Source organism: Pseudactinotalea sp. Z1732, assembly GCF_049724975.1.
Lineage (GTDB): Bacteria > Actinomycetota > Actinomycetes > Actinomycetales > Beutenbergiaceae > CALKWS01.
Genome location: NZ_JBMPQC010000001.1, coordinates 165,196 through 181,678, shown reverse-complemented (window position 1 = coordinate 181,678; position 16,483 = coordinate 165,196). Strand labels below are relative to the sequence as shown.

Annotated in this window: 17 protein-coding genes; 13 read left to right on the top strand and 4 right to left on the bottom strand. The window is 70.8% G+C overall.

Annotated features, from left to right (window positions below; genetic code table 11):
* The first annotated feature begins 3 nt into the window (after positions 1 to 3).
* The 10 genes from ACPL7H_RS00855 (at position 4) to ACPL7H_RS00810 (ending at position 9,115) form a co-directional block, all read left to right on the top strand.
* The gene (locus ACPL7H_RS00855) at positions 4 to 768 is read left to right on the top strand and encodes an endonuclease/exonuclease/phosphatase family protein (RefSeq protein WP_424786847.1); all 765 of its coding nucleotides are present in this window, start codon (positions 4 to 6) and stop codon (positions 766 to 768) included.
* Positions 765 to 1,742, top strand: a complete 978-nt coding sequence (locus ACPL7H_RS00850) for an EamA family transporter (RefSeq protein ID WP_424795294.1) — start codon at positions 765 to 767, stop codon at positions 1,740 to 1,742. Before ACPL7H_RS00855 ends, ACPL7H_RS00850 begins: the two co-directional genes overlap by 4 nt.
* An 87-nt stretch (positions 1,743 to 1,829) precedes the next feature.
* The gene (locus ACPL7H_RS00845) at positions 1,830 to 2,102 is read left to right on the top strand and encodes a hypothetical protein (RefSeq protein WP_424795293.1); all 273 of its coding nucleotides are present in this window, start codon (positions 1,830 to 1,832) and stop codon (positions 2,100 to 2,102) included.
* On the top strand, positions 2,099 to 2,488 hold the full coding sequence (locus ACPL7H_RS00840; RefSeq protein WP_424795292.1) for a monovalent cation/H(+) antiporter subunit G: 390 nt from the start codon (positions 2,099 to 2,101) through the stop codon (positions 2,486 to 2,488). Before ACPL7H_RS00845 ends, ACPL7H_RS00840 begins: the two co-directional genes overlap by 4 nt.
* The gene (locus ACPL7H_RS00835) at positions 2,488 to 3,432 is read left to right on the top strand and encodes a hydrogenase subunit MbhD domain-containing protein (protein WP_424795291.1); all 945 of its coding nucleotides are present in this window, start codon (positions 2,488 to 2,490) and stop codon (positions 3,430 to 3,432) included. Before ACPL7H_RS00840 ends, ACPL7H_RS00835 begins: the two co-directional genes overlap by 1 nt.
* Positions 3,432 to 3,809: an NADH-quinone oxidoreductase subunit K gene (locus ACPL7H_RS00830; protein ID WP_424795777.1), complete on the top strand. Its 378-nt coding sequence runs from the start codon at positions 3,432 to 3,434 to the stop codon at positions 3,807 to 3,809. The genes ACPL7H_RS00835 and ACPL7H_RS00830 overlap by 1 nt, the downstream gene beginning before the upstream one ends.
* Positions 3,809 to 5,293: a complex I subunit 5 family protein gene (locus tag ACPL7H_RS00825; protein ID WP_424795290.1), complete on the top strand. Its 1,485-nt coding sequence runs from the start codon at positions 3,809 to 3,811 to the stop codon at positions 5,291 to 5,293. The genes ACPL7H_RS00830 and ACPL7H_RS00825 overlap by 1 nt, the downstream gene beginning before the upstream one ends.
* Positions 5,290 to 6,813 (top strand): complex I subunit 5 family protein, encoded by a 1,524-nt coding sequence (locus tag ACPL7H_RS00820; protein ID WP_424795289.1) that lies wholly within the window; start codon positions 5,290 to 5,292, stop codon positions 6,811 to 6,813. Before ACPL7H_RS00825 ends, ACPL7H_RS00820 begins: the two co-directional genes overlap by 4 nt.
* Complete coding sequence (locus ACPL7H_RS00815; RefSeq protein WP_424795288.1) at positions 6,810 to 8,573, top strand: complex I subunit 5 family protein; 1,764 nt, start codon at positions 6,810 to 6,812, stop codon at positions 8,571 to 8,573. The genes ACPL7H_RS00820 and ACPL7H_RS00815 overlap by 4 nt, the downstream gene beginning before the upstream one ends.
* Positions 8,570 to 9,115, top strand: a complete 546-nt coding sequence (locus ACPL7H_RS00810; protein ID WP_424795776.1) for a Na+/H+ antiporter subunit E — start codon at positions 8,570 to 8,572, stop codon at positions 9,113 to 9,115. The genes ACPL7H_RS00815 and ACPL7H_RS00810 overlap by 4 nt, the downstream gene beginning before the upstream one ends.
* Here the strand turns inward: ACPL7H_RS00810 and ACPL7H_RS00805 are convergent.
* The 3 genes from ACPL7H_RS00805 to ACPL7H_RS00795 are packed head-to-tail and all read right to left on the bottom strand — an operon-like array spanning position 9,112 to position 12,247.
* Positions 9,112 to 10,404 carry a M20 family metallo-hydrolase gene (locus ACPL7H_RS00805; protein WP_424795287.1) on the bottom strand — a complete coding sequence of 431 codons (1,293 nt, stop codon included), beginning with the start codon at positions 10,402 to 10,404 and terminating at the stop codon, positions 9,112 to 9,114. The two genes, ACPL7H_RS00810 and ACPL7H_RS00805, sit on opposite strands and share 4 nt — an antisense overlap.
* Complete coding sequence (locus ACPL7H_RS00800; protein WP_424786837.1) at positions 10,401 to 11,987, bottom strand: sodium:solute symporter family protein; 1,587 nt, start codon at positions 11,985 to 11,987, stop codon at positions 10,401 to 10,403. Before ACPL7H_RS00800 ends, ACPL7H_RS00805 begins: the two co-directional genes overlap by 4 nt.
* The gene (locus ACPL7H_RS00795; protein WP_424786836.1) at positions 11,984 to 12,247 is read right to left on the bottom strand and encodes a hypothetical protein; all 264 of its coding nucleotides are present in this window, start codon (positions 12,245 to 12,247) and stop codon (positions 11,984 to 11,986) included. The genes ACPL7H_RS00800 and ACPL7H_RS00795 overlap by 4 nt, the downstream gene beginning before the upstream one ends.
* 246 nt (positions 12,248 to 12,493) lie before the next feature.
* Here ACPL7H_RS00795 and nagB point away from each other — a divergent pair, with 246 nt between their 5' ends.
* Complete coding sequence (gene nagB, locus ACPL7H_RS00790) at positions 12,494 to 13,276, top strand: glucosamine-6-phosphate deaminase (RefSeq protein ID WP_424795286.1); 783 nt, start codon at positions 12,494 to 12,496, stop codon at positions 13,274 to 13,276.
* Positions 13,277 to 13,375: 99 nt separating this feature from the next.
* On the opposite strand, the gene ACPL7H_RS00785 is transcribed toward nagB, so the two are convergent.
* Positions 13,376 to 14,536 (bottom strand): type II CAAX prenyl endopeptidase Rce1 family protein, encoded by a 1,161-nt coding sequence (locus ACPL7H_RS00785; protein WP_424795285.1) that lies wholly within the window; start codon positions 14,534 to 14,536, stop codon positions 13,376 to 13,378.
* Between the two features lie 499 nt (positions 14,537 to 15,035).
* Here ACPL7H_RS00785 and ACPL7H_RS00780 point away from each other — a divergent pair, with 499 nt between their 5' ends.
* Positions 15,036 to 15,164 carry a hypothetical protein gene (locus tag ACPL7H_RS00780; protein WP_424786833.1) on the top strand — a complete coding sequence of 43 codons (129 nt, stop codon included), beginning with the start codon at positions 15,036 to 15,038 and terminating at the stop codon, positions 15,162 to 15,164.
* A gap of 88 nt (positions 15,165 to 15,252) precedes the next feature.
* Entirely contained in the window at positions 15,253 to 16,443 is a 1,191-nt protein-coding gene (locus tag ACPL7H_RS00775; RefSeq protein ID WP_424795284.1) for a hypothetical protein, read from the top strand.
* The last annotated feature ends 40 nt before the right edge of the window (positions 16,444 to 16,483 follow it).

Here is a 16,483-nt window from a genome sequence, read left to right as displayed (position 1 = left end):
CTGATGACCCCCCTGCGCGTGCTGTCTGCGAACATTCAGTCGGGCCTATCGGCCGGTGGTGTGCCCACCACCGGCCCCGAACTGGCGGCCGCCTTCACCGGGATCCAGACGGACGTGGTGGTGCTGCAGGAGGTGGACAGGTACCAGAACCGCAGCAACCGAATCGACCAGGTGGCGGTCATCGCCGAGGCCCTCGGTCTGCCGCACCACCGGTATGCAGCCGCGCTGGCCGGAAACGTGCGCGGGCTGCGCTGGATGGCCGATCCGATCGGAGAGTATCCCGGCCCGGCATACGGGGTGGCGTTGGCCAGCCGGTTCCCGATCACCGCCTGGTTCGCCACGCGGCTGCCCCAGGGGGTGCAGCGCCTGCCCACCCTGAAGGGACTGCGGCCGGGCTGGTGGGTGCACGAACCCCGGGTGGGGCTGGCCGCGGTGCTGCAGGGCCCAGACGGCCCTTTCGCGGTGGCATGTACCCACCTGTCCCTGTTGCCGCCGGTGGCCTGGCGACAGTTGCAGACCCTGCTCACCGGCGTGGACGGGCTGGCCCGGCGCGCGATCGTGGCCGGAGACTTCAACCTGCCCACCCGCACGGTGCGCAAGATCGCCCCGGACTGGCACCTGCCCGAGGCGCTGACCTTCCCCGCCGGCACCCCGCTCCGACAGATCGATCACATCCTGGTCCGGGGCGGGACCACCGCGAACACCGCATCGCACCGGCTGGCCGTCTCCGATCACCGGGTCCTGGCTACCGAGGTGGAATGGGCATGAGGAACCCTCTGGACCGGGTCCCGGCGCCGCTGCTGTTCCTGATCGCCGGTGCCTCCCAGTACCTGGGCGCGGCGATCGCCGTCGGACTGTACCCGCTGATGCCCGCGCACACGGTGGCGTGGCTTCGTTCGGTGGTGTGCGCACTGATCCTGCTGGTGCTGGTGCAACCCTGGCGGCGCCAGCACTGGACCCGCCGCACGTTCGCCCAGAGCGCGGTCTTCGGCGTGGTGCTGATGGCGATGAACATGCTGTTCTACATCTCCATCGAGTACCTGCCGCTCGGTGCGGCCGTGGCGATCGAGTTCGCCGGGCCGGTCGCCGTGGCCGCCTGGGGCGGGCGCACGCTGCGGCAGCGGGTGGCGATCGTGCTGGCCGCGTTCGGCGTGGTAGCGATCTCGGTGCTCGGGCTGGACTGGGCCGGTGCCGAATCGGGCTGGTACCTCCTGCTCGGGATCGTCTGTGCGCTGGCGGCAGGCTCCGCGTGGGCGGTGTACATGCTGCTGGGTGGCCGGATCGTGACCGAACGGGACGGCATCTCCTCCCTGGCGGTGGGCACCGCCGTGGCCTCGGTACTGTTCGCCCCGATCGCTGCGCCGTGGGCGGGGCCGGCGCTGTCGATGGACGTGTTCGTGGTGGTGGTCGCCGTTGGGGTGCTCACCTCGGTGATCCCCTACATGCTGGACCAGGTCACCCTGAAACGGCTGCGGATGGCGACCTTCGCGCTGCTGAACGCCCTGTTGCCCGCTTCGGCGACCGTGATCGCGCTGCTGGTGCTGGGTCAACGGCCCACCTCGTGGGAGTTGGTCGGGCTGGGGGCGATCAGTGTCGCGTTGGCCCTTGCCGGTCGTCGCACCCGTTCCGGGGCCGGCCGGTTGCGTCCACGCGATTCCGGCGACCGTGACCGATCATCCGTCCGACCCGGCGTGGCTGCCGCAGGAGAGGCCGACGGCGGACCGCCCGGTCCGCCGGGCTGAGTCCCCACCGGTGGCACGCCGAGCGGTGGCGCATAGGGTGGTAGGGCTCGGCCGGATGGTCGCCTACGTCGTCTTCCACTCCCCACCATGGAGACCCCTGTGATCGATGCCGTCCTGTACGGGGCTGTCGTCTTCCTGGTGATCAACGTGCTCGTCTCACTGGTCCGGGTGGTGCGCGGGCCGGCCGACCACGACCGGCTGCTGGCCCTGCTGTTGATGGGCACCACCGCCACCGCCGTGCTGGCGGTGCTTGCCCACGTGATGGTGGTGGCGGCACTGCGCGATGCTGCGCTGGCCCTGGTGGCACTGGCCGCCCTGGTGGTGTTGGCCCGGGTCCGAACCCTGCGGGCGCGCCGATGATCCTGGACGTGGTCTCGGTGGTGCTGGCTGTGGCCGGGTGCGCCTTCTTCGGGGCCGGCACGGTGGGTCTGCTGCGCTTCCCGGACCTGAACAACCGGCTGCACGCCCTGGTCAAGGCCGACAACCTGGGCCTCGGGCTGGTGCTGGCGGCCCTGGCGCTGCAGTCGAGTGTGGCGGTCGCGGTGAAGCTCGTGCTGATCTGGCTGCTCGCCCTCCTTGCCGCGGCCACCAGTTCCTACCTGCTCGCCGACCGGTCCGAGGTCGCCGCGGTATCGGCGATGACCGAGGCATCCGAGGCCGACGACGACGGCGCTGCGCCGGATGATGACCTGGTCGGTCGTGATGAGGAGGCCGGCAGCAGCGGCCGCGGGCCGCGGACGCGCTGATGGAAGCGGTGGGAGCCTTCGACGTCGTGCTGGCCGTGGGCCTGTTCGCGGTTGCCGGCTACGCGCTGTTCGGCCGTTCGCGGGTGCATGCCGCGGCGATGTTCCTGGTGTTCGGTGTGCTCCTGGCGGTCTCGTGGGCCTGGCTGCACGCACCGGACGTGGCGATCGCCGAGGCGGTGCTCGGTGCCGGGGTGACGGGCGTGCTGGTCATGAACGCGGTGACCGCCACCCCCGAACCGCCGCGAGCCCTGGCCGGTGCCGGCCACCGCCCGGGCCCCTGGTACGGCCTGCTCGGCGGGGCACTTGCCGCGGTGCTGGCGATGGCCCTGCTCGGTGCGGTGTGGCAGTGGCAGACCGTCACCGGCCCGGGCGCGGTGGCCCGGGGGGAGATGGCGGCAACCGGGGTGTCGCATCCGGTGACGGCGGTGCTGTTGAACTTCCGCAGTTACGACACCCTGCTGGAGATCGGGGTGCTGGCCGCGGCCGCGCTGGGTGCCCTGGCCCTGGCGCCGGGTGGGCGGCTGTTGCCCGAGCCCGTGCCGGACACCGGACCGATGGGGGCGATGGTGCGGGTCGTGGTGCCGGTCCTGGTCCTGCTCCTCGGTTGGCTGCTGGTGGCGGGGTCCACCCGTCCCGGAGGAGCCTTCCAGGCCGGCGCACTGCTCACCGGCGCGGTGCTGATGATCTACCTGGCCGGCCTCGGCCCGCGGCGCTCGATGGAGCGGTGGGTGCGCCCGGTGCTCCTGGCCGGCCTGGCGGCGTTTCTGCTGCTGGCGGCCGTGAGCGTGGCGCTGGCCGGGGGCTGGCTGGTGCTGGGGGAGCGCTGGGCCGGCGGGGTGATCCTCGGCCTGGAGGCGATCTTGATGCTCAGTATCGGGGCCACCCTGGCGGTGCTGCTGGTGCTGATGGACCGGATCAACGCCGCGGCTGGTGATCGGGTGTGATGCGCTCCGATGTGTTCGTGATCCTGGCGGTCGCCCTGGCTGTGCTGGGCATCGTGCGACTGCTCACCACCACCGACCTGGTTCGCCGGGTGATCGCCCTGAACATCGCCAGTGGTGGTGTGCTGATGGTGTTGGTGGCGCTCGCCGCACGCACCGACCCGCCCGACACGGTTCCGCACGCGCTGGTACTGACCGGCATCGTCATCACCGTCTCGGTGACCGGGCTGGCGCTGGTGCTCATCCGCCGGATCGAGGCGCCGGGGGGCGCATCCAGCCGGGGGCCGGACGGCGCGGCCGAGCCGGACGAGGCGCCGGGGGCATCTCGGGAACTGCCCTCCGGGTCCGGTCGCTCCGAGGCGCCCGGGGGTGAGTGCTGATGGGCGGCCTGCTGCCCGCTCTGGTGCTGGCCCCGCTCGCCGGTGCGGTGGTCCTGGCGCTGGTGCGGCCCCGGTGGCGGCCCTGGCTCACCGTGACCCTCGGGCTGGGCCTCACCGCGATGGTGGTGGCGGTGGTCCTCGACGTCGCTTCCGGGGCGGAGGTGCAGTACCGGATGGCCGGGTGGCGTGCGCCGTTGGGGATCGAGCTGCGGGTGGACGCGCTCAGCGCCCTGATGCTGGCGATGACGGCCGTGGTGAGCGTGTTGGTGCTGCTGTACGCCACCGGGACATCGCGGGTGCGCGGCAGCGAGGCGTTCTGGCCCCTGGTGGCGATGCTGTGGTCCGGGCTGAACGCCGTGTACGTCACCGCGCACCTGTTCAACGCCTACGTGGCGCTGGAACTGATGGGCCTGTCCGCGGTGGCACTGGTGGTACTCGGTGGGCGTTCGGCGTGGCGCCCCGGCCTTCGGTACCTGTTCGTGGCGGTGCTGGGGTCGCTGGCCTACCTGTTCGGTGTGGCGCTGGTCTATGCACAGACCGGCACGCTGGACATGGCCGGGGCCGGGCAGGTGCTGACCGCCGGCGCCACCGCGTCGGTGGCCCTGGTGCTGATCACCGCGGGGATGGCGCTGAAGACCGCGCTGTTCCCGGCGCACACCTGGTTACCCTCAGCCCACGCAGCAGCCCCGTCAGCGGTGAGTCCGCTGTTGTCTGCGTTGGTCATCAAGGCCTCGCTGTACCTGCTCATCCGGGTCTGGTACGTGGTGTTCGACGCCGCCGCCCCGCCGTTGGCGGGCTTGCCGACCGTGCTCGGCGTGCTGGGCTGCGTCGCGGTGGTGTGGGGCAACGTGGTGGCCTTGCGGCAGGACCGGCTGAAGTCGGTGGTGGCCTACTCCACCGTGGCCCAGGTCGGGTACTTCTTCCTGTTGTTCGCCTACCTCGCCCCGTCCCTGGGCGCGCCGGCGGGCAGCCCGGCAGCACTTGCCGCTCAGGCGGCCTGGGTGGGGGTGCTGCTGATGGTGCTGTCCCACGCACTGGCCAAGGCGGCGATGTTCATGGCCGCCGGGGTGCTCGCCCTGGCCCACCGCGGGGATGACCTGGACGGTCTGGTCGGTGCGGTCAACCGGATGCCCGGGACGGTGCTGGCCTTCGCTGTCTCCGGGGTGGTCCTGGCCGGGATGCCCCCCACGCTGGGGTTCGCCGGCAAGTGGCAACTGCTCCAGGCCTCACTCCAGGGAGGGCAGTGGTGGTGGCTGGCGGCGCTGCTCGGGGGCGGGCTGCTCACCTTCGCCTACACCGCCCGGGTGGTGCGAGCCACCTTCGATGAACCCGGGTCGGCCGGCCGCCAGCAGCCGGTGGCGGTGCCGGCCCGGATGCCGGCGATCGCGCTGCTCCTCGCGGTCGTGGCGGTGGGGACCGGGCTGCTGGCGGTGCCGCTGGCGGAGTTTCTCGCCCCGGCGCTGCCCATCGGGGGGATCCCGTGAACGAGACCGTCACCCAGGCCAGCTGGATTCCGCTGGCGATCCTGCTCACCTCGCTGCTGCCGGGGTTGGTGATCTTCGGGCTGCGCGAGCACCAGGTGCGCTGGCGCACCACACTGAACCTGGCCGGTGCGATCATCAAGGTCGGGTTGGTGATCGCGCTGGTGCCCCCGGTGACCTCCGGGCTGCGCCTGGAGTACCGCCAGCAACTGCTGCCCGGGGTGGACCTGGTGCTGATTACCGATCCGCTGGCGCTGCTGTTCGTGGGCCTGTCCACCCTCCTGTGGCTGCTCACCACGATCTATGCGATCGGGTATCTGGAGACTTCCGCGAACCGGTCCCGGTTCTTCGGTTTCTTCAGCCTGTGCGTGACCGCCACGGTGGGGATCGCGCTCTCGGGGAACCTGGTCACCTTCCTGCTCTTCTTCGAGGTCCTCACCCTGGTCACCTACCCCCTGGTGGCCCATCGGGGCACCAAGGCGGCCCTGCGCGGAGCGCGCACCTACCTGGCCTACACCGTCACCGGCGGGATCGTGCTGCTGGGCGGGGTGGCCTGGCTGACGGCGGTGGCCGGGCCGGTGGAGTTCCGCTCCCGGGGTGCCGAGGAGGTCATCGAACTCGCAGCCGCCGATCCCGGCACGGCGGTGGGGATCTTCGCGGTGCTGATCGCCGGGCTGGCGGTCAAGGCGGCGCTGGTGCCGGTGCACGGCTGGCTACCGATCGCGATGGTCGCCCCGGCGCCGGTCAGTGCGCTGCTGCACGCGGTGGCCGTGGTCAAGGCGGGCGTGTTCGGGATCATCCGGGTGGTCCACGACGTGTTCGGGGTGCACCTGGCCTCCGACCTGGGCGTGCTGACGCCGCTGGCGGTACTGGCCGGGGTCACCATCGTGTACGGCTCGGTGCGTGCGCTCGCCCAGGACGAGTTGAAGGCCCGGCTGGCCTATTCCACCGTCAGCCAGGTCTCCTACATCACCCTGGGCGCCACCCTGCTCGCGGTCACCGCCACCACCGGGGGCATCGCGCACCTGGTGCACCAGGGACTGATGAAGGTCAGCCTGTTCTTCTGCGCCGGCCTGTTCGCCGAGGTGCTGGGGCTGACGAGAGTGAGCCAACTGGCCGGGGTGGGCCGCCGGATGCCGGTGTCCTCGGCGTCCTTCACCGTGGCCGCGCTGGGCATGATCGGTATCCCGCCGATGGCCGGGTTCGTGTCCAAGTGGTACCTCGGAGTGGGCGCCCTGGAGGCCGGGCAGCCGTGGGTGCTGGGCGTGCTGGCCGCCTCCACCCTGCTCAACGCCGCCTACTTCCTGCCCATCATCTACGTCCTGTGGTTCAAGGACCCGGACGAGGGCGCCGCCTGGCAGGGTGCGGATACCCACCAGCGCCACGGGGTGGAGGCCCCGCTGCCGCTCCTGGTTCCGGCGCTGCTGACGGCCGTCTTCGCCCTTGCCGTGGGGGTGCTGGCCGGTCTCGGCTACTCGCCACTGTCGCTGGCGGAACTCGTCGCGGTCAGGAGCTACTCATGACCGCGCTCTGGATCGGCACCGCAGCGCTGCCGCTACTGGTGGCGCTGGGACTCGCGATGGCCGGGCTGCTCCCGGACCACCTGGCCGAGAAGTCTCGCCTGTTGCTGACCTCCCTGGCGCCGGTCACCGTGCTCCCGGCAGCATGGCTGGGGTCGACCGCCCCGGACGGGGTCGAGGTGGCGATGGACTGGCTCCTGGTGGGCACCACGTTCCGGATCGACGACGTGGGCCGGCCCCTCCTGGTGCTGGCGGCGGTGTTGTACGGGCTGGCCCTGGTCATGGTGGCCCGTTCCGATCTGCCCAGGCCATCGGCGCTGAGTGGCTTGCTGCTGCTGTGCTTCGTGGCCAACGCCGGGGTGTTCGTCGCCGCGGACGTGGTCACCCTGTATCTGTGTTTCACCGTGATGAGCCTGGTGGGATATGCCCTGGTGATCCACGACCGCACCGCCGATGCGCGGCGCTCCGGCCGGATCTACCTGTTCCTGGCCGTCCTCGGGGAGGCGGCGGTGCTGGTGGCCGCGATGCTGGTGGTGCGCGCCGGTGGTCTGGAACTGGCGGTGACGGCCGAACGGGTGGCCGCATCGGGGCACACCGGTCTGATCGTGGCGCTGCTCTGGCTCGGGTTCGGCATCAAGGTCGGTGTGGTGCCCCTGCACGTGTGGCTGCCGCTGGCGCACCCGGCGGCACCCACACCGGCCAGCGCGGTGCTGTCCGGGGCGATGATCACCGGCGGGCTCGCCGGGTGGTTGCGGATGCTGCCCCTGGGCGAGGTTGCGATGCCCACCTGGGGCCTGGTGTTCGTGGTGGGCGGCCTGGCCGGGGCCTACCTGGCGGTGCTGCTGGGCGTGATGCAGGCCAAGACCAAGGCGGTGCTGGCCTACTCCTCGATCAGTCAGATGGGGATGCTCTCGGCGCTGGTGGGGGCCGCCCTGATCGACCCGGACGGCGCACCGGTGCTCGTGGCCGCGGCCGTGCTCTACGCCCTGCACCACGGGATCATCAAGGCCGCCCTCTTCTTCGGGGTGGGCCTGTGGGGAGCCCACGGCGCCGGTTCGGGCCGGGTGGTGGTGATCGCCGGATTCGCGGTGGCCGGACTCTCCCTGGCCGGGTTGCCCTGGACCAGCGGCTACCTGGCCAAGTACTCGGCCAAGGAAGCCGCCGACGGCGTGCTGGTGGCCGGCCTCGACGTCGCCTCGGCACTGGTGCTGGTGGGCATGGGGTCCACGGTGCTGCTGGCCCGGGCGGTGTGGCTGCTGGGGCACAGCCGGGCCGGCTCGCGTGGGGTGGACATCATGCTGCTGGGCTGGGTGGGACTCATCGGCGCCTCGATCCCGTTGGTGCTGTGGACCGCAGCGGGCGGGGGCGAGGTGTCGGTGCCGGGATGGTGGGACCTGGGCACCTGGTGGGCCCAGGGCTGGCCGGTGCTGGCCGGTGTGGGTGCTGCGGCGCTGGCACTGCGCCTGTCCGGGACGCGGGCGCTGCCGGACTGGCTCGCCCACCCCGACGGCCGGGCGGTGCCACCGGGGGACCTGGTGGTCGCCGAGGAGTGGCTGGCGAGCATGATCCGTCAGGGTGTGCAGGCCCTCAGCCGGTCGATCGCTCGGGGTCGCGACGTCATCGCCGTGGGCACCCGGCGGGTGCCCGCACCGGCTCGCTGGTTCAACCTGGGGGAACAGCACCTGGCCACGTGGCGGGCCTCGGGACTGACGTTCCTGGGCATGGCCGGGGTCTTCGTCATCCTGGCCTGGTGGGGGGCATGATGGGCAACCGGGTACCCCCGTTCCGTTGGTGGCATCGTGCCGCCTCACTGGTGCGCAGGATGGCGGTCTTCGCCCTGTTGTGGTGGGTCCTGACCGAAGGCGACATGACCACCTGGGCCTACGGCGCCGTCGTCGTCCCGATCGCGGTCGCGACCAGCCTGGCGCTGGCGCCCTACCGGGGTCCCCGGCCCGGCGCCGGCCGGCTGCGGCGCACCTGGGCGCTGGTGCGGCTGACCGGGTGGTTCCTGCGCCGCTCCCTGCACGGTGGGCTGGACGTGGCCCGCAGGTCGCTGACGCCGCGGCCGGACCTGGACCCGGGCTATGTCCGATGCCCGATGCGACTGCCGCCGGGGGCGGGCCGCGTGGCGGTGGCGAGCCTGATGAACCTGATGCCCGGGTCGTTGTCGGTGCATATCGGCGCCGACGAGTTGGTGCTGCACGTACTGGATGCGGACCTGCCGGTGCCGGCCACGGTGGCCGAACTGGAGGAGCAGATCGCCGTGGTCGCGGCGCTGTCATTGGCGCCGGCGGGCCGCGGTTAGGGTCCGGACGCCGGGGCCACCTCGGCCATCTCCCGGTTCACCAGGCGCTGCACGACCTGGGTGAGCACCCTCAACCCGACCACCAGGTCCGCATCGGAGGTGAATTCCCGCTCACAGTGGGACACCCCGTCCACCGAGGGCACGAACAGCATGACCGAGGGGGTGATCCTGTTCATCGCGACCGAATCGTGTCCGGCCATGGTGGCCAGCAGCATCGACTCCACACCCTCGTCGCTCGCGGACTTGGCGCCCAGGTCCACGCCTTCGGCCGGGAAGCGCTGCACCGGGCGGATGTCGAAGTCCTCGGCGCTGATCTCCACATTCCGGCGCCGGGCCAGGTCAGCCATCCGCTCGAGCAACAACGCCCGGGCTCGCGCCACGTGCGCGGGGTCGTCGGCGCGGATGTCCAGCACCAGGTCCACCTGGCGGGGCACCACGATCGGGGAGTTGGGTCGCACGTCGAACTTGCCCACCGACGTCACGATGGATCCCGAGGGAAACTCGCCGGTGACCTGCTCCGCCTCCAGCACCACGTGCGCGGCCGCCACCAGGGCGTCGCGCCGGTCGGACATCGCGGTGGCGCCGGTGTGGGACTGCTCGCCGAGCACCCGGACCAGGAGCTTCTGGGTGTACCAGCTCTCCTGCACCACACCGATGGGGATGCCGGACTGTTCCAGGCGCCGTCCCTGCTCGATGTGTATCTCGGCGTAGGCGCCCGCCGGGATCGTCACCGCTTCACCTCGGTAGCCGATTGCGCCGATCGCCTCGGCGACGGTGACGCCCTGGGGGTCGGTGGTGGCCAGCGCCCGATCCAGATCCAACAGACCGGCGAAGACCGAACTGCCCATGATGGAGGGTGCGAACCGGGCCCCCTCCTCGTTGAACCAGTCCACCACGGCGAGGTTCAGGCCGGGGCTGATCCCGTCGCGTGTGGCCGCCCGGGCCACCGCGTGAGCGGCGTGCAACGCCGCGATCACTCCATAGGTGCCGTCGAAGCGCCCACCCAGGGGCTGGCTGTCCAGGTGGGACCCGACCAGCAGGTACGGCGCGCCCGGGTCCCAGGACCACAACGCGAAGACGTTGCCGATCTGGTCGACCCGGATCTCGAACCCCAGGTCTGTGGCCCGGGAGCAGAACCAGTCCCGGACCGCACCGTGCTCCCTCGTGCCCGCCTGCCGGTCGATCCCGCCGGCCACGGTCGCGCCGAAGGTGGTGCTGTGACGGAAATCGGCGAGGAAGGCGGGCACGTCGAGCTGGTGCGTGGCGTTCTGTACCTGGTCGATGGTCATCGTCCGCTTCCGGGCCGGCCGGCCGATCCGCCGCCCGGCTCGGTGAAGGGCCACCGACGGGAGTCATCCGGGAGGGTGTCGGCGAACTCCTCCGGGTCCGGCTCGTTGAACCGCTCCCGGTCGAAGTCATCCCTGCGCCGGCTCAGTTTGAGCAGGAGGCGCGAATCGCGGGGCTTGGTGAACAAGCTCACCCCGACGAAGACGACGATGTTCAGCAGCAACGACAGCAGTCCGCCACCACCGACGGAGAAGGGTCCGGGGATCGTGGCCGGGAGCGCGGTGAAGACGACCAGGCTGATCACGCCCACCAGCAGGCCCGCGGTGGCGCCGGCCACGCTCGCCCGCCGCCAGAACAACGCCCCGACGGTGGGGACCACAACCTGAGCCAGGCCGGCGAAGGCGACCAGCCCGATCGTGACCAGGAGGCCGGGGACGTACAGGGCCATGATGTAGGCCATCGCGGAGAAGCCCAGGATCGCCCAACGCCCTACCCACACACGCTTGTGTTCGGGCAGGTTCTTCTGGAAGTACCTCTCGTGGAAGTCGATGGTGTAACTGGCGCCGAGGGCATGTACCTGGGAGTTCGCAGTGGACATCGCCGCCCCTGCCCCGGCGGCGATCACCACGACGGCGAGCACCAGGGGCGCGTAGTCGAGCAGCATCACCGCCAACACCTGGTCGGGTTCGTCGACGTCGGGCTGGACCACGGCCGCGGTGTTGCCGATCAGCATCGAACCGATGTAGGCGATCGCCATCAACCCCACCAGGAACGGCATCAGGTCGAACAGCCGGGAACTCCTCGTGGCATACATCCGAGTCCACATCTGCGGGCCCATCAGCGCACCCAGTGGGGTGATGAGGAACATCGCGACCCACGTCATCCACTGTCCGTCGGCAAGGATCAGGTGCTCGGGCTGGACCTGCTGGATCTCATCGAACATGGTGCCCATTCCGCCGACCTCGCCGACCACGAAGATGCCGGCGGCGATCAGCCCCACGAAGATGGTCACCCCGTAGAAGATGTCCGTCCAGGCGATGGCCCGCACGCCCCCGGCCCACACGTAGATGATGATGACCAGGTAGAACAGCAACGCGCCGAGCCAGAAGGGCAGCGCGCCACCGGAGGCGACCTCCATCAGGTAGGCGCCCCCGGTGAGTTGGATCTGCAGGTGCGGCAGGGTGAAGATCACCAGGATCACCGCGACCAGGGTGGCCAGACGGGAGGAGCCGAACAGGTCGGCGAAGAAGTCCCGGGCGGTGACGTAGTTGCCGCGCTTGCCGTGGAACCAGACCCGCTTGCCGATCCAGTAGTACATCACCCCGAAGAAGATGTTCCAGACCAGGGCGGTCCAGTACAGCGGGCCGTCCAGATAGAAGCTGGCGTTGGAACCCAGGAACGCGAACGCGCTCCACCAGGTGGCGGTGACGGTGAAGAAGACCGCGATCGACCCCATGGACCGGCCCTGGACGAAGTAGTCACTGGCGGTGCCCGCGGACTTGGTCGCCGAGTACGCCCCGATGATCAGCGGCACCATGAGGAAGGCGGCGATCGCGCCGAGTCCGAGAATCTCTGCGTTGCTCACTGGTCCACCTCCGCCTCGAACCGCTCATCCGACGTGTGCGGGCGGGGGCGGCCCCAGTGCACCTTGTAGGCCCAGAACAGCACCACGCACAGGATCGCCCAGACAACCAGGTTGAAGCCATAGATGAATGGCATCCCCAGGATCCGCGGCTCGGCCACGTCGTGATACAGGAGAATCCCGGGGAACTGCAGCACGGCCAGCCCGGCAATGACCAACGACCAGATGGCGATCGTGGTCGGGGAGGATCTACGTTTCGACATCGAGCATCCTTTGCGTTGTCACGGAACGGATTCTGAGTGTGTCGGGGAACCTCAGGCGATACGGAGAGCGCAAGGACGTTCTGGAGCGTCTTCGATCGCGTCGGCCGAGGATAGCGCCCTGGGAAGCGGAGCGCTCGCGCAGGCGCGGCCCGCTGCAAGGTGCCGCGACCGCGATGCCGCTGCTCTCGGGGGAGCCCGGCGGCGACGAGTTAGGTGGGGCCGCGTGGGACCTGCCAGAATTCCGGCATGGAAGTTGTGATCAAGCCGGCCCAGGAGACGGCCCGTCTGGCGGCCGATGCCATCGTGGCCCTCATCGACGCCAAACCCGACGCCGTGCTCGGGTTGGCCACCGGATCCTCCCCGTTGGGGGTCTACGACGAGCTGGCGAAGCGACACCGCGCCGGGGAGGTCAGTTTCGCCGGGGTCAGTGCGTTCCTGCTCGATGAGTACGTGGGCCTGGCGCAGGATCACCCGCAGCGCTACCGCAACGTGATCCTGGCCGAACTGGTGGACAGGATCGATCTGGACCCGGCACGGGTCCATGGGCCGGATGGCCTGGCCCGGGACATCCCGTCGGCCTGCGCGCGCTACGAGCAGGCGATCGTCGACGCAGGCGGGGTGGACCTGCAACTGCTGGGCATCGGCACCGACGGCCACATCGGGTTCAACGAACCGGGATCCTCCCTGGCCTCGCGTACCAGGATCAAGACCCTGACCGGGCAGACCCGCGTCGACAACGCCCGGTTCTTCGACGACGACGTGGACCGGGTTCCGCACCACTGTCTCACCCAGGGCCTGGCGACCATCAGCGCGGCCCGGCACATCGTGTTGCTCGCCCAGGGTGGCGGCAAGGCCGAGGCTGTGCACCAGATGGTCGAGGGGCCGGTCAGTGCGATGTGGCCGGCCAGCATCCTGCAGCACCATCCACACGTGAGTGTGCTCCTGGATGAGGGCGCCGCCGCCCGGCTGCAACTGGGTGACTACTACCGCCGGGCGTTCCAGGCCAAACCGGAGTGGCAGGGCCTGTAGCCGGTCCCGGGCGCCCCGGACCACTCGGCGGGGCCATCCCGGCAGGTCGAGGCGTGCGGCGCAGCGCGGTGGACCGGGCCGTGGCACCATCGGGCCAGGCTATGAACCCGGGTTCCTACCCTCCCAGGGATTGGGCGTGACGGGCTCGGGCAACCGCATCGCCTCGCGTGCCTTGGGGGTGCGGGTGCGCCACCACACCAGCGCGGTGGCCAGGACGCACATGGCCATCCCGACGAGCATGAACGGACCGCCCACGCCCGCCTCGCGATCGAACATCCCGTCGAAGTCCATCCCGAGCGCGGAGTTGAGGATCATGATGAAGGTGTTGTTGGCGGCGTGCACGATGATGGCCGCCTCCAACCCCTGGGTTCGCCAGGTCATGACGGTCAGCGCCACCGCGAAGACGACGTAGTAGACGTTCAGCCACATGTCCCCGGCGCCGTGGGCGATCGCGAACAGCACCGCCGAGATCAACGTGCCGATCACCAGCGCCACCCGCGGTGAGACGAACCAGCCCCCGACGGCGCGTTGCACCAGGCCGCGGAAACCCACCTCCTCACCGGCGGACTGCAGCGGTGTGGTGAGGATGGCAATGACGATGAAGGCAGCGTGGGTGGCGGTGAAGACCCCGGTCTCGGTGGGGAAGACCAACGGGTTCAGCGCCGTGTAGAGCAGGTAGGCCGGCAGCAGGACGGCGGCCAGCATGAGGAACAGCCGCCACCGGATCTTCCCGGCCACCGAGTGCAGGGACCCGGGGCGCACCCCGTACAACAGGCGCTGGATCCCCAGCGACAACGGCCACAGCGCGGCCAGGGACAGGTTGGTCACGAGCATGCCCAGCGGCGTGATCCGCAGCCCTGACATCAGGTCCTCACCGAGCAGGTTGACGTCGCTCTGGAGCAGGATCACCACGGTGGCGGGGATCTGCAGCAGCACGAACCCGACGCCGAACATGACGAGCGCGAGGATGCCGCGCCAGACGTTGCCGCCCTGGTCCCGGCGCAGCGCGTGGTGGTAGGCGCGCGGTGGCTGCGGCGCCTGTTGGTACCCCGGGTGGCCGGGTGCGGGTTGGTAGCCGGGGTAACCGGGCGCCTGTTGGTACCCCGGGTGGCCGGGTGCGGGTTGGTAGCCGGGGTAACCGGGCGCCTGTTGGTACCCCGGGTGGCCGGGTGCGGGTTGGTAGCCGGGGTGGCCGGGGGGCGTTTGTTGCTGGGTCGGCGTCGGGGCGTGCCCCGGTGCGGCACCGTAGGGCTCAGCCACGGGCGCGGCGTACGGATCGGTGCCGGTCCGCTGCGGGCCGGGAGGCGTCGTCGTCGGTGGTGCGTACGGATCGGCACCGGGGGCAGGGCTGCGCCCCGCTCCCTGCGGTTCGACCTGCGCTCCCCCCGTCGGGCCGGGTGGTGCAACAGAGCGCGGGGCGCCGTCCGGGCGTGCCCACGGTTGCCCGTGTTCCGGGTTCTCCTCGGTCGGGGTGTCGCTGGCGTTGTTCATGACTCCACTTTGTCCTATCGCGGGCCCGGCGGGCCATGTGGGCTGCCATCGGCTCATGTGCGTCCGGGCCCGGTCCGGTCGTGACATCCGTCAGATTCGGTACGGTCCAGGCCTCAGGGTACGGTTCCGGCGCGAACTCGGCTCCGGCACGAGTTCGGCCTCGGCCCGCTCGCGCCGCGCGAGCCAGGATAAGGTGGGATCCAGCACCACCGGACCCGGTCGCATCGGATCGCGCCGGTGTGCGGCAGCGAGTGCAGAGGGTGGATTGATGGTTCAGGACGAGGACGCCGCGGCCCGCGAAGCCGTGCGCCGCCGGGTGCTGATCCGCTCGGTGATCGCGTGGTTCGTCCCGATGCTGGTGCTGGCGCTTGCGTTCTTGTTCTTCATGCTGCGTTGACGCGGGACCACCGCCGTCCTGGTGCGCCGCCATCGGCCGGCCGTGACGGATCCCGGGTGGGCGCCGGATCTTTTAGGCTGGCCCCATCATGTCTGTGCCGCCGGATCCGTTTCCACCCTCGCCCCCGCCCGACGACGGACGCGGGCACGGCGTTGACCCGCACCTGGCACCGGACGAGCCACGGCGTCGACGGCCCCGGTGGGTCCCGATCGTGGCGGCGGTGGCCATCATCGCCCTGGTCCTGGGCGGGATCGCGGCGACCTTGAGTTACCTCGCCGCGGAGCGGGAGCGGCGCGACGCCGAGGAGCTGGAGCGCGAGCAGACCGAGGAGGCCGATCAGGCCGCCCGGGACTTCTTCGCCGCGGTCGAGGGACACGAGCAACACTGGAGCGCCGAGGCGGTGCAGGCCACCTACGGGGTGGAGGTGGCCGATGCGTTCTTCCGCCTCAACCTCGACGCGGCCGAACTGGCCGAGCCGGCCGCGGATCTGGCCCGGGCCTGCACCGACCAGGAGGAGGCATTCGCTGCCTTCTCCGGACTGGACGGATCCACCCGGCCCACCCTGGCGCAGGTGCCCGGATCGAGCCCCTCCTACCGCAGCGCGATATCGGCGGCGCGCAGTTCCGCGCGACTGGCCGAGGCGGAGCAGGAGTATCTGACCACAGGGCGGGACCTGTCCGAACAGCTGCTCCTCTACTGCATGGCGTGGTCGGAGGCGGTGACCGCCATGACCGCGGAGCAGTCCGATTACCACCGGCGCATGGAGGCGGTCCTGGTGCCCCAGGGGCAGACCCAGCGCGAGGCCGGCTGGACCGTGGAGTGCTCCGACCCGGACGGATGCCTGCCGGTGGTGCGCGCGGACCGGGAGGAGTACGCCGATGCCACGGTGGACTTCTACACCCGGATGCATCAGGTCCGCACGGCCCTGGCCACCGATCACTGCTTCGATGACTACGAAGCCGCGTGCGAGGCCGACCGGGCCCTGACGGGCGCGCAACTGGAGGGCGCCGAGACCGCGATGGACCTGCTGCGCGGATCCCTCGGCACCGGATCGGAGGCGCTGCCCGGCTACAACGACGCTCTGCAGGCCTGGAACGATGAGGTGGAGGACCGGCGCGGGGAGTTGGCCCGGATCCTGACGGACATGGACACCGACGTGGCCCCGGAGGTCGCTCAGCATTTCGCCGCCCACCAGCATGTGGTGCTGGGTGGATGGCAGCGCACCATCGCCGAGTTGGCCGAGGCCACCCTGGAGCGCGACACCATCGACCGGGCCTGAGCGTCCGGGTCACCGGGCGCCTGCGCACGCCGGGGGGCCG

What these genes read in the sequence shown, in the direction of transcription:
- ACPL7H_RS00855 (WP_424786847.1), top strand. Translation starts at nt 4, where the DNA reads ATGACCCCCCTGCGCGTGCTGTCTGCGAACATTCAGTCGGGCCTATCG.
- ACPL7H_RS00850 (WP_424795294.1), top strand. Translation starts at nt 765, where the DNA reads ATGAGGAACCCTCTGGACCGGGTCCCGGCGCCGCTGCTGTTCCTGATC.
- ACPL7H_RS00845 (WP_424795293.1), top strand. Translation starts at nt 1,830, where the DNA reads ATGGAGACCCCTGTGATCGATGCCGTCCTGTACGGGGCTGTCGTCTTC.
- ACPL7H_RS00840 (WP_424795292.1), top strand. Translation starts at nt 2,099, where the DNA reads ATGATCCTGGACGTGGTCTCGGTGGTGCTGGCTGTGGCCGGGTGCGCC.
- ACPL7H_RS00835 (WP_424795291.1), top strand. Translation starts at nt 2,488, where the DNA reads ATGGAAGCGGTGGGAGCCTTCGACGTCGTGCTGGCCGTGGGCCTGTTC.
- ACPL7H_RS00830 (WP_424795777.1), top strand. Translation starts at nt 3,432, where the DNA reads ATGCGCTCCGATGTGTTCGTGATCCTGGCGGTCGCCCTGGCTGTGCTG.
- ACPL7H_RS00825 (WP_424795290.1), top strand. Translation starts at nt 3,809, where the DNA reads ATGGGCGGCCTGCTGCCCGCTCTGGTGCTGGCCCCGCTCGCCGGTGCG.
- ACPL7H_RS00815 (WP_424795288.1), top strand. Translation starts at nt 6,810, where the DNA reads ATGACCGCGCTCTGGATCGGCACCGCAGCGCTGCCGCTACTGGTGGCG.
- ACPL7H_RS00810 (WP_424795776.1), top strand. Translation starts at nt 8,570, where the DNA reads ATGATGGGCAACCGGGTACCCCCGTTCCGTTGGTGGCATCGTGCCGCC.
- ACPL7H_RS00805 (WP_424795287.1), bottom strand. Translation starts at nt 10,404, where the DNA reads ATGACCATCGACCAGGTACAGAACGCCACGCACCAGCTCGACGTGCCC.
- ACPL7H_RS00795 (WP_424786836.1), bottom strand. Translation starts at nt 12,247, where the DNA reads ATGTCGAAACGTAGATCCTCCCCGACCACGATCGCCATCTGGTCGTTG.
- nagB (WP_424795286.1), top strand. Translation starts at nt 12,494, where the DNA reads ATGGAAGTTGTGATCAAGCCGGCCCAGGAGACGGCCCGTCTGGCGGCC.
- ACPL7H_RS00780 (WP_424786833.1), top strand. Translation starts at nt 15,036, where the DNA reads ATGGTTCAGGACGAGGACGCCGCGGCCCGCGAAGCCGTGCGCCGCCGG.
- ACPL7H_RS00775 (WP_424795284.1), top strand. Translation starts at nt 15,253, where the DNA reads ATGTCTGTGCCGCCGGATCCGTTTCCACCCTCGCCCCCGCCCGACGAC.